Source organism: Pseudomonas sp. MF6776, from assembly GCF_016613125.1.
Lineage (GTDB): Bacteria > Pseudomonadota > Gammaproteobacteria > Pseudomonadales > Pseudomonadaceae > Aquipseudomonas > Aquipseudomonas iridis.
Map to the genome: position 1 here is coordinate 1 of NZ_JAENSQ010000063.1, position 11721 is coordinate 11721.

General features: G+C 53.4%; 10 protein-coding genes and 3 pseudogenes. All 13 read left to right on the forward strand.

The window, feature by feature from the left end:
* Positions 1–10: 10 nt before the first annotated feature.
* On the forward strand, positions 11–94 hold the full coding sequence (locus JJD74_RS29940; protein WP_339325687.1) for a hypothetical protein: 84 nt from the start codon (positions 11–13) through the stop codon (positions 92–94).
* 24 nt (positions 95–118) lie between these two features.
* Positions 119–1465: pseudogene (locus JJD74_RS29945) on the forward strand (Tn3 family transposase); the annotation flags it as partial.
* Positions 1466–1515: 50 nt separating this feature from the next.
* The gene (locus JJD74_RS29950; protein ID WP_200618014.1) at positions 1516–1968 is read left to right on the forward strand and encodes a hypothetical protein; all 453 of its coding nucleotides are present in this window, start codon (positions 1516–1518) and stop codon (positions 1966–1968) included.
* Between the two features lie 59 nt (positions 1969–2027).
* Positions 2028–2639 carry a hypothetical protein gene (locus tag JJD74_RS29955; RefSeq protein ID WP_200618016.1) on the forward strand — a complete coding sequence of 204 codons (612 nt, stop codon included), beginning with the start codon at positions 2028–2030 and terminating at the stop codon, positions 2637–2639.
* 56 nt (positions 2640–2695) lie between these two features.
* Positions 2696–2974 (forward strand): hypothetical protein, encoded by a 279-nt coding sequence (locus JJD74_RS29960; RefSeq protein ID WP_234451936.1) that lies wholly within the window; start codon positions 2696–2698, stop codon positions 2972–2974.
* Between the two features lie 175 nt (positions 2975–3149).
* Positions 3150–4178, forward strand: a complete 1029-nt coding sequence (locus JJD74_RS29965; RefSeq protein ID WP_267910665.1) for a glycosyltransferase family 2 protein — start codon at positions 3150–3152, stop codon at positions 4176–4178.
* 4 nt (positions 4179–4182) lie between these two features.
* Positions 4183–5253, forward strand: coding sequence for a dTDP-glucose 4,6-dehydratase (gene rfbB, locus JJD74_RS29970; RefSeq protein ID WP_200618018.1), 1071 nt, complete (start codon positions 4183–4185; stop codon positions 5251–5253).
* Positions 5250–6132, forward strand: a pseudogene (rfbD, locus tag JJD74_RS29975) (dTDP-4-dehydrorhamnose reductase). The gene rfbB and the pseudogene rfbD overlap by 4 nt, the downstream one beginning before the upstream one ends.
* Complete coding sequence (gene rfbA / locus JJD74_RS29980; protein WP_200618029.1) at positions 6132–7013, forward strand: glucose-1-phosphate thymidylyltransferase RfbA; 882 nt, start codon at positions 6132–6134, stop codon at positions 7011–7013. Before rfbD ends, rfbA begins: the two are co-directional and overlap by 1 nt.
* A pseudogene (locus tag JJD74_RS29985) lies at positions 7013–7206 on the forward strand (dTDP-4-dehydrorhamnose 3,5-epimerase family protein); the annotation flags it as partial. The gene rfbA and the pseudogene JJD74_RS29985, both read left to right, overlap by 1 nt.
* Before the next feature lie 39 nt (positions 7207–7245).
* Positions 7246–8073 carry an ABC transporter permease gene (locus JJD74_RS29990; protein ID WP_200618020.1) on the forward strand — a complete coding sequence of 276 codons (828 nt, stop codon included), beginning with the start codon at positions 7246–7248 and terminating at the stop codon, positions 8071–8073.
* The gene (locus tag JJD74_RS29995; RefSeq protein ID WP_200618021.1) at positions 8063–9454 is read left to right on the forward strand and encodes an ABC transporter ATP-binding protein; all 1392 of its coding nucleotides are present in this window, start codon (positions 8063–8065) and stop codon (positions 9452–9454) included. Before JJD74_RS29990 ends, JJD74_RS29995 begins: the two co-directional genes overlap by 11 nt.
* 61 nt (positions 9455–9515) lie before the next feature.
* Positions 9516–11721: methyltransferase domain-containing protein (locus JJD74_RS30000; RefSeq protein WP_200618023.1), on the forward strand; the 2206-nt coding region annotated here is incomplete at its 3' end.

Genomic DNA, 11721 nt, shown 5'->3' on the forward strand with positions numbered 1-11721 from the left:
GGCCAGCGGGGTGCCGCCCAAGGACGTGGCCAAGAACCTCGGCGTGTCCATTCCGACGCTGTACCGCTGGGTGCCAGCCTCCACGCACGCTTAGCGTGCTTTATTTTCCGTTTTCTGAGACGACCCCCTCACAGAGTCCGGACTGAAGATCACGCCGCTGGATGCGGCAGTACCGGTCACCGCCCAGGCGCTGATCGACAAGACCAGTCAGCTACTACCGCGCATCAAGATTACCGAGCTGCTGATGGACGTGGATGAGTGGACAGGATTCACCCGTCACTTTACCCACCTGAAGGATGGTGCTCAGGCCAAGGATCGAACGCTGTTACTGTCAGCAATCCTTGGTGACGCCATCAACATTGGGCTGACGAAAATGGCCGAGTCGAGTCCGGGTATGACCTACGCCAAGCTGTCTTGGCTGCAAGCCTGGCACATCCGTGACGAAACCTACTCGGCGGCTCTGGCTGAATTGGTCAACAATCAGTTCAACCACACCTTTGCGGCCAACTGGGGAGACGGCACCACCTCATCCTCCGATGGCCAGCGCTTCCGTGCAGGCGGTCGAGGCGAAAGCACCGGGCACGTCAACCCGAAATACGGCAACGAACCAGGGCGGCTGTTCTATACCCATATCTCCGATCAGTACGCGCCGTTCAGTACCCGAGTGGTGAATGTCGGAGTGCGGGATTCGACCTATGTGCTCGATGGTCTGCTGTATCACGAGTCGGATCTGCGGATCGAGGAGCACTACACCGACACGGCTGGCTTCACCGATCATGTCTTCGCCCTGATGCATCTGCTGGGCTTTCGTTTTGCCCCGCGCATCCGCGACCTGGGCGAAACCAAACTGTATGTCCCGCAGAGCGTACAGGACTACCCGACGCTGCGCCCAATGATCGGCGGCACGCTGAACATTAAGCACGTCCGCGCTCACTGGGACGAGATTCTGCGTCTGGCCGCGTCGATCAAACAGGGCACCGTCACTGCCTCGTTGATGCTGCGCAAGCTGGGCAGCTATCCACGTCAGAACGGCCTGGCCGTGGCCCTGCGGGAGCTGGGCCGGATCGAGCGCACGCTGTTTATCCTCGACTGGCTGCAAAGTGTCGAGTTGCGTCGTCGCGTGCACGCTGGATTGAACAAGGGCGAGGCGCGCAATGCCCTGGCCAGGGCGGTGTTCTTCAACCGCCTTGGTGAAATCAGGGATCGCAGCTTCGAACAGCAGCGCTATAGGGCCAGCGGACTGAACTTGGTGACCGCCGCTATCGTGCTGTGGAACACCGTCTACCTGGAGCGGGCAACCCAAGGGCTGACTGACGCCGGAAAGCCGGTGAATACCGATATGTATCAATATCTGTCGCCGCTGGGCTGGGAGCACATTAACCTGACCGGCGATTACGTCTGGCGGCAGAGCCGCAAGCTGGAGGAAGGGAAATTCAGGCCGTTACGACAGCTCGGAAAGCCTTAGCGTACGATTTTTTCCGAATTCTCTCGGCTCCCCTAGAGGCGCGCATTGACATGCGCAGCCATGCCGAACGCAAGACTGGCCTGGCGCCAGAGGCCAAGCAGTTGCCGAGCCAGTGGCGCGGTTCCGGTCGGGACAACGTGATCGAATTTCGTCAAGCTCGGCGCGAGTCTCAAGAGGCGCAGACAGCGCTGCGCAGTGTTGTTCCCAACGTTGGGGCGATGATCATCGACCTGGAGCGTGCCCGTGTCGCCCGGCAGAAGGTTCAGGCTCAAGCCGTCTATGGCATGGCAGACTTCCGGGCGCGCTTTCAGGCCAATCAGGAACAGCAAGCCGCTATTGCTGCCGAAGGGGCGCGGCTGTTGGCTGAAGTCGAGCGGCAGCGGCATGAACAGCTGATCGCCACCGAGCGTGCTGCGGCCTTGGAACGGGCGAGCAAGGTTTCCGCAACGGCACATGATAAGGCTTCAAAAACGAAGCGCGACGGCCCCGATTTTGGCCTGTAGGTTTGTGCTTACCGATATCGAAGCTGTCGCTGTGGCGATGCTACTGGAGCCCATTAGAAATGAGTGAACAGGCGTTGTTTGGCTTGATGGCCGTTGCCCAGGAGCAACAGCAGGCGGCGGCGGCCCAGCTCGCCGTCCTTGAGCAGCAACAAGCCAAGCTCACTGAGACCATTGAGCAAGCCCGCCGTGCGGTCGAGGCCATGAGCAATGCCGGCACCGCCTCGGCGGGGTTGATTGAGCGAGCCACCAAAGAAGCGGTAGACAAGGCGGTGACTGATGCTTTGGCGAGTGTCAGCCAGGCGGCGAGCGACTCATTGGCTAGTGCAGTGGCTCCGGCCTTGAAGGTCATCAAGGGGGCTGCCGGTAGCGCCCGGGAGGCCGAAAAAAGCCTACGGGATTCCGTCGGTTGGGTGGGTTGGAAGTGGGCCGGGATCTGCGGTGCAGCGAGTGCTGGACTGTTGGTTGTGGTCTGGTCGTTGGCGGTGTTTATGACGCCCAGTGGCAGCGAAATGGCCGAGTTGCGAGCAAATGCAACTGATCTGGAACGCCGCGGGGGAAAGATCAAACTCAGCACTTGCGAGAAGCGGCTGTGCGCGCGGATCGATGCCAAGGCGAGCGGAGTGGTCTACGGAGAGAACGGTGAAAAATGGATGATTCTTGACGGCTACTGACAGATCCTGGTTCTGTTATCGTTGATAAAATAAAACATCACCGCAGGATTGTTCGTTTGACAGATACCACTCTTTCTGAAGCCGAAATGCGTCAGGCGCTTGGCCTTGATGCCGCTTTCATTATTTCCACAGCAAAATCAGTCAAGCCCACGCCACCTTCTAACTACACGTTGGTTGAACTCAGCGTGCGTCATAACGGCTCCCCACCCTTTCGCTTCGAGTACCTCTCGCGCTCCATCAGCACACTCGCGGCCCAGCTTGAGGCAGAGAAAGCCGCGCGTGACCAGGGCTATGAAGTCTGGGTGCTATTGGGTATCGAGCAAGTTTCGCAATAAATGATTAGTCGCTGGGCACTGCATATAGGCCGCTATTTAATTGCCAGCCAGCCATGCAAGTGCGGTATGCAATGAAAAGTGTGGCGGTTCGTGGTGCCTTTCGCGAAAATGAGCAGCATACCTATGCCCGTTGTGTCTGACGGCGACGGTATTTGTCTAAAATCACGTTGTTGGGATGATGCGTCTGTCCTGCGCACTAGGAAAAATTGTCGTGCCCGTATGCACTCCTGCTCCGCACCCTGTTGTCGATCTCGATGGAAAGTTTCCGCATTACTCTCTCAGAACGCCGCATGTTGCGATACTGATGTGTAGCTACAATGGTGAGCGCTTCTTGGCCGAGCAAATCGACTCATTTGAGCGGCAAACGCATCGTAACTGGAGTCTGGTTGTTTCTGACGATGGCTCTCAAGATAGGACGTTGGAAATTTTACAGGCATACATCGATAGTTGGGGCCAAGAGCGCCTTAAGATTGTTCAAGGACCACAGCGAGGCTTCGTTAAAAATTTCCTTTCCCTGACCTGCAGCACAGATATAGACGCAGAATTCTTTGCCTGGGCAGATCAGGACGATATCTGGTCCGAAGATAAGCTACATGCAGCGCTAGCGTGGTTACAGACAATCCCCAAGCATATTCCTGCGCTTTATTGTGGTCGCACAAAACTGATCGATGAGTCAGGTACGCCTATCGGATTTTCTCCAAGGTTTTGCTTGCCACCGAGCTTCGCTAATGCTCTAGTTCAAAATATTGGTGGTGGTAACACCATGGTTTTTAACCAGGCTGCACGTGATCTTCTGCAAAAAGCCGACGATAACCTGATTATTCCATCTCACGACTGGTGGGCATATCAGCTGATCTCCGGTGCGGGAGGTGCAATCCATTACGACCCTGAGCCCAGAGTGCTATACCGCCAGCACGATGAAAATCTGGTCGGCAGTAACGCCAGCTTGTCCTCGAGATTCCAGCGGTTACGCATGGTTTTTCAAGGGCGCTTTTATGAGTGGAATGCGCAGAACATCCATGCGCTTGAAGCCATGCATCACCACCTGAGCCAAGAGCATCAAGCGACCCTTGCCCACTTCAAGGCTGCACGGAATGAAAAACTACTCCGAAGGTTTTTAGGCATCCGACGGGCCGGTTTATATCGACAAACCCTGTTTGGAAATCTGGGGCTAATCCTGGCAACTCTACTGAAAAAGATTTAAATCCATGACTATCTTAGTGACCGGCGGAGCTGGCTTTATTGGCGCAAATTTTGTTCTGGAATGGCAGGCTCATTCTAGTGAGCCTGTGATCAATCTGGACAAGCTGACGTATGCCGGCAACCTGGGAAACCTCAACAGTCTTAAAGGCTATGATCGGCATATATTTGTGCACGGAGATATCGGTGACAGTGCTTTGGTTGCGCGATTATTGGCTAAGCATCAGCCGAGGGCCATTCTCAATTTCGCCGCTGAGTCCCATGTCGACCGCTCTATTCATGGCCCGGAAGACTTTATCGAGACCAATATTGTCGGCACCTTCCGCTTGTTGGAAGCTGTGCGGGCGTACTGGAAGGCGCTGGCATCTGAGGCCCAGGAGGCGTTTCGCTTCCTCCATATTTCAACTGACGAGGTGTATGGCTCGCTGTCCAAAGACGAGCCTGCATTCAGCGAAAGCCACCAGTACGAACCCAACAGCCCTTACTCCGCGAGTAAGGCGGCCAGCGATCACCTGGTTCGCGCCTATCATCACACCTATGGCCTACCGGTACTGACGACCAATTGTTCAAACAATTATGGCCCATACCACTTCCCGGAAAAGCTCATCCCGCTGGTGATCGTCAACGCTCTGGCAGGTAAGACGTTGCCGGTGTATGGAGATGGTCAGCAAATCCGTGACTGGCTATATGTAAAGGATCACTGCAGCGCGATCCGTAGGGTGCTGGAAGCTGGCTGCCTAGGCGAGACCTACAACGTCGGTGGCTGGAATGAAAAAACCAATCTCGAAATAGTCCATACCGTCTGCGCTTTGCTGGATAAGTTACGTCCACGTGTCGATGGTCACCCTTATAGCGCACAAATTACTTATGTGACAGACCGCCCTGGGCATGACCGGCGTTATGCGATTGATGCACGTAAACTTGAGCGTGAACTAGGCTGGAAACCGGCGGAAACTTTTGAAACCGGTATCCGCAAAACAGTCCAGTGGTACCTGGATAACCAAGAATGGGTCAGCAATATCCAGTCTGGTGCCTACCGCGAATGGGTCGAGAAGAACTACGCCGGCCGTATTGCATGAAGATCCTACTGCTGGGTAAAAACGGCCAGGTGGGCTGGGAGTTGCAGCGCAGCCTTGCTTCCCTGGGGGAGATACTGGCGCTGGACTCGAAAGGCCCGGATTACTGTGGTGATCTGAGCGACCTACAGGGGCTGATTGCGACCGTGCAGCGTTTTGCCACTGACGTCATTGTCAATGCCGCCGCCTATACCTCGGTCGACAAAGCCGAGGCCGAGCCGCAGCTAGCGCGGAGAATCAATGCCGAGGCGACAGTAGTGCTTGCGCAAGAGGCGCAGCGCTTAAGTGCCTTGCTAGTACATTACTCCACCGATTATGTGTTTGCCGGGGATGGCGAGGCCCCCTGGCAGGAAACGGATCCGGTGGCACCGCTGAATACCTACGGGGCAAGCAAGTTAGAAGGCGAGCAGGCTGTTCAAGCTTCTGGCTGCTTACACCTGATCTTCCGCACCAGTTGGGTGTATGCCGAGTGTGGTAATAACTTCGCCAAGGCCATACTGCGTTTGGCTAAGGAGCGAGAGCGTCTCAACGTTATTGACGATCAGTTTGGTGCGCCAACTGGTGCTGAGTTACTAGCAGATGTCACCTCCCATGCCATTCTGGCTGTTCGCCAGCAGTCAGCACTGGGCGGGCTTTACCACCTCGCAGCGGCTGGCGAGACCACTTGGTTCTTCTACGCCCGTTTTGTCCTTGAGCAGGTCGAGGCAGCCGGCATAAGCTTAAAAGTGGCCTGCCACAGAGGCTTACCCTACTCCTGCCAGACGCCCGAGCAACTCACGATTAAATACTCAAAAACTGCAAAATGCCTTTGCGCTGCACTTGCCTGACTGGCAAACCGGCGTGGCACGGAGGCTCATGGAAACTTTAGAGAAATCAGTATGATCAAGCGTAAAGGGATTATCCTTGCCGGTGGTTCAGGTACTCGTTTGCACCCGGCCACCTTGGCAATTTCCAAGCAGTTGTTGCCGGTTTACGACAAACCAATGATTTATTACCCGCTGACCACTCTTATGTTGGCGGGTATTCGCGACATTTTGATAATCTCGACGCCTCAAGACACGCCTCGCTTCGAGCAGTTGCTGGGTGACGGTGGTAACTGGGGATTGAATATTTCCTATGCCGTACAAGCATCTCCGGATGGTTTGGCGCAAGCCTTCCTGATTGGCGAAGGCTTTATCGGCAATGATTTGTCTGCCTTGGTGCTGGGCGACAACATTTACCACGGCCATCATTTTAATGAGTTGCTGCAAAGTGCGATGTCGCAACAAGAGGGGGCCAGCGTTTTCGCCTACCACGTTCATGACCCCGAACGTTACGGCGTAGTCGAGTTTGATACTCAAGGTAAAGCCATCAGCCTAGAGGAAAAACCTCTCCAGCCGAAATCAAATTACGCCGTCACGGGCCTGTATTTCTACGACCAACAAGTGGTCGAGATCGCCAAGAGCATCAAGCCTTCCCCTCGTGGCGAGCTGGAAATTACTGACCTCAATCGCATCTACTTGGAGCAAGGCAGTCTGTCGGTAGAGATCATGGGGCGCGGCTATGCCTGGCTGGATACCGGTACCCATGACTCGCTGCTCGAAGCCAGCCACTTTATTGCCACCCTCGAGCACCGTCAGGGTCTCAAGGTAGCCTGCCCGGAAGAGATCGCCTTTCGGCAAAAATGGATCAGTGCCGAACAACTGGAAACACTCGCTGCCCCCTTGTTGAAGAATGGCTACGGCCAATACCTAAAGCGCATTCTGATAGAGACAGTGTACTGATGATTGCTACACGCCTAGCTATTCCCGACGTAGTTCTGTTCGAGCCAAAAGTATTCGGCGATGAGCGCGGATTTTTTTTGAAAGCTTCAATCAGCAGCGCTTCGAAGCGGCAATTGGCGGCAGAGTCAACTTTGTGCAAGACAACCATTCGCGCTCGGCGGAAAGAGTGCTGCGCGGGCTGCATTGCCAGATCAATGTGTCAGGATAATTGGCAAAATCAAATGGACTATCTATGAATCCGCATGCCCCACAGTCTGTGCAGCCGCTAGCAATGGTTGCGTCTATCTACAAAAATAGAAATCTTATTTTCAATCTGATTAAACGAGAGGTGATGGGCCGCTACAGGGGGTCCGCAATGGGGTTGCTGTGGTCATTTTTCAACCCTGTCTTCATGCTGACTATCTATACATTCGTTTTCAGTGTTGTATTTAAAGCGCGCTGGGTCGGGGGCTCGGACTCCAAGGTTGAATTTGCCCTCGTCTTATTCACGGGCTTATTAGTGTTTAATCTTTTTTCCGAGGTGATCAATCAAGCGCCTAGCTTGATCTTGAATAATACAAACTACGTCAAGAAAATTATCTTTCCTTTGGAAATATTGCCTATAGTAGCGCTTGGAGCTGCTGCATTTCATATGTCAGTAAGCCTTGTCGTTTGGCTTATATTCTATTTTCTGTTTTTCTCTATTCCAGACTGGACTGCTTTACAGCTGCCTTTAGTATTGATTCCGTTGATGTTGATGACTCTTGGGCTGGCTTGGTTGCTCGCCTCACTAGGTGTTTATTTGCGTGACGTCGGTCAGATTATTGGCGTAGTCACAATGACGCTAATGTTCCTCTCTCCCATCTTTTACTCCGTAGATTCTTTACCGTTGGAGTATCAGGGCATCATGCACCTCAATCCGCTCACTTACATCGTTGAAGAAACACGTAACGTCATGATCTGGCACAAGAGCGTTAACTGGCCCCTATGGGTTTTTTGGACCGTACTTTCGACTTTGATTGCTTGGCTGGGTTTCGCTTGGTTCCAGAAGACTAGAAAGGGGTTTGCCGATGTCATCTGATATCGTTATCAAGGTTGAAAGTATTAACAAGTGTTACCAGATATATGATAAACCTCGAGACAGGCTTAAGCAGTTTGTGCTGCCAGGCCTTCAGCGCCTATTGGGTTTTCCACCTAAAAATTTTTACCAAGAGTTCTGGGCGGTCAAGGATGTATCGTTCGAAGTCAGAAAGGGCGAGGCAGTCGGAATTATTGGTCGCAACGGTAGCGGGAAAAGTACGCTACTGCAGATGATAACTGGAATCCTTTCTCCGACATCAGGAAGTGTGAGTACGCAGGGACGAATTGCTGCTCTCTTAGAGTTAGGCTCTGGTTTTAATCCGAGCTTCACTGGCCGAGAGAATGTTTATCTAAATGGTGCGCTACTCGGTTTTACTCGTGATCAGATTGATAATAAGTTTGATGCTATAGCTGGTTTTGCTGATATTGGTCTGCACTTGGATCAGCCTGTAAAAACATATTCTAGCGGCATGATGCTGAGACTTGCCTTTGCAGTTCAAGTACAAGTAGAACCAGATATATTAATAATTGACGAAGCACTAGCTGTAGGTGATGCACTTTTTCAAAAGCGCTGTTTTCAGCGCATTGAGAAACTGCTATCCGATGGTACTACTCTGCTTTTTGTATCCCACGATCAAGAGAGTATTCGGACCTTGACCAATCGGGCCGTCTTTCTGAGTAAGGGGCGAATGGCTGCTTACGGCGCATCATCAGAAGTTGTGCTGGAGTACCGCAGGCAGCTTCACGTCGATGAGTCATCCTATTTCAGCGACGTCGCCAAGCAACTTGCTGACAAAGCGGCACAAGCGAGTATCGTAGCTTCAGAGGTTGTGGTCGGGGCGCCAATGCTCAACGCTGGGGAAGGTCTACCGTTCGCTACATCGAGATCCGATCAGCTCTCGTTCGGCGATGGGGAGGCGAAGATACTCAAGATTGAAACACTGGGTGCGGATGGTATGCCCGCAACTGTTTTTTATCCTGGAGATATTATCCGAATCAGAGTCACCTGCCAGTCCGCGATTAATACCGATAAACTGAACGTCGGTATTCGCATCCGGAACAAGGAAGGGGTGAAAATTTATTCGTGGGGAACGCTAAATCAAGATATGGCGGAGCGCGCTCGCAATAGTAGCGATGATATTTTTTGGTCGCGTCAGGCTACGGCTGGCGAAATTTTTGATGTTGAATTAGAAATGCAATGTTCTTTGGGCGTTAATCTATATGAAATTCAGGGTTCCATTTCTTATGAAGAAACCCCGGATTACACGGCCCAACGTATTTTGCATTGGGTTGACGAAGCTGCTTTTTTTCAGGTCCTTATGAGGCGCGAGGAGTATTTCTTCGGTGGCGTGATCGATCTGAAGATGATGGCTCGTTGGTAACGACTAGAGACTGTAGTGAAGTCTTTACAAGTGATGATTATAAGTATTTTGGAAATTACCGATGACCATTGAGCAGACTGAATACATTTTTGATTTCAAAGCTCAAGCGACTCAGATCTTGATGACCTGTGGCCATTGCCGGGTACTTCTCATTGGCGGAGCCCACAAGGCGCTATTGCGTGAGTTGTGGCTTGCTGGCCTTGATGCCAGTGCTTATGAGTTTTCGGATCCCGTACGGAATTCAGAATTCCACCTTCCGTTTTCGGACGAGTCCTTTGATGCTGTCGTTTCCTTCGGGGGGATCGAGTTGTTAGCTGACACCTCACTGCCTGCCGTGCTCGAGGAAGTTCGTCGTGTGACACGGCGCTCGCTAATACTACTCATCGATACCACTAGGCAGGGGGGGGGGGCTCCGCTGAAGAACCGTCTAGGCTGGGAGGTCAGTTGTTTCGATGCGGGATTTCGTAAGCATCCCCTTTACTATCGAAGCAACGACTACGCCTCTCTGGAAAATGATGGCGAGCAGTTTTTCATTCCCCTCGAGAAACTGCCTACGGAAGCTTTGGCGCACTATCCGATGGCGTCGTTGCGGGAAGAACGCGATCTGCACATGGACATGCTGCGCGAGTCAGGAAGCAGGTCCGATGCGCACGTCGGACGCTACCATTTCGCAGCTAGTTTTATTCGCCCGGGTGACGCGGTTTTGGATGCAGCTTGCGGTCTTGGTTACGGGACTTATGTCATCCGCAGCGAGACGCAAGCACGCAGCTTCATTGGTATTGATGCGAGCGAATATGGCATTGATTACGCTCGACTCAACTTTGGAGGAGAGGCGACGTCGTTTCTCCAGGGTATGCTACCGGATTGTCTAGCGAGTATTCCGGATAGCTCGATCGATCATGTTCTGTGTTTCGAAACGCTCGAGCACGTGCAAGATCCTGTCCGTCTGCTGGCCGAGTTCCAGCGCGTGCTAACTCCAGGCGGGCGTCTGACTTGCAGCGTCCCGAATGACTGGAGTGACGAAACCGGTACCGATCCGAATCCCTTTCACTTTCATGTGTACGACAAGGCGCGTTTTGCTGGTGAGCTTAGTCAGTTTTTCGATCTAGAACGCCTAGTAGCCCAAACCGCAGATCGCGTCAAGCAGCCTGGCGGCTCCTGTGTGTGGTTGAAGCGGCCACGTTCTTTGATCGACATAGAGGTAGAGCAGAACACAGTTGAGGCCGAATGGTTGCTAGCGGTGGTAACAAAGAGTCCACTAGATGGTCGCCATGTGCCGTATAGCGAGCAGGTATTTTCCATCGATGAGCAGCGGCAAGCCGGTAATGCATTGGCCTTTGCTCGGGACTACTCCAATCCTTGGCTGATCCGTGCACTGGTTTCCATCGGATTGCGTACCGAAAATACCACCCTCAGGGGGCGCTGGGCCGAGGCCATATGGGCCGATCCTGAGGCCGGCTCTGCCGATCGAGGCGCAGCACTGTGCGTGCTGGTCTATATGGTATTGGAAGGGGCGCGCAATGCCTCGGACGACGGACTGCTGGGTGACATCGATTGTTATCTCACTGATGTAGCTAACGAGACTAACCACACAGTTCTTCGCTGGCGGGTTTCGCTGATGTACGCCGGTGGACTACTGGCCTTGTCAATCGGAAGACGAGAGATAGCGGGCCGTTTCTTAGCAGGCGTCATAGCGACACCTGTCGCTGAGTACAGTTCTACTTTACTCACTAAGCCTGCTGAGGCGGCTTACCTCCTAGGGCTACTTTTGGTAGCTGAAGGGCTAGACGCTGAGGCTCATAAAACGTGGTGGCAGGCGTTCCAGCGGATCATTACCTCCCTAGGGGATAGGCTGACGCGAGGTTATGACTCCACACCGCCTGCTTTCGAGATCAGAGAGATGGCCGCAGCACTCTCTCTGTGCGGTCGCCTGGTGGCTGCGGCTACTCACGGGGGGGAGCAACTACGCCGTCCAAGCGTTTTTTACGATGCATGTCACGCAGACAGCTTGTTTCAAATGCAGTCCTTAATTGGTGTCGAAGCTGTGCTGGCTAATCTACGCCGGGATTTTCTTAATCAGCAATCCGGTATTGGCGATATCAAGAACGGCAAGGAGTGGCTCGAGGCTCAGTGGAAGGCATCGGAGGACGAGCGGGGTCGACAACAGGAGACGCTAGCTGCACTGCAGACAGGCAAGGAGTGGCTCGAGGCTCAGTGGAAGGCATCGGAGGACGAGCGGGGTCGACAACAGGAGACGCTAGCTGCAC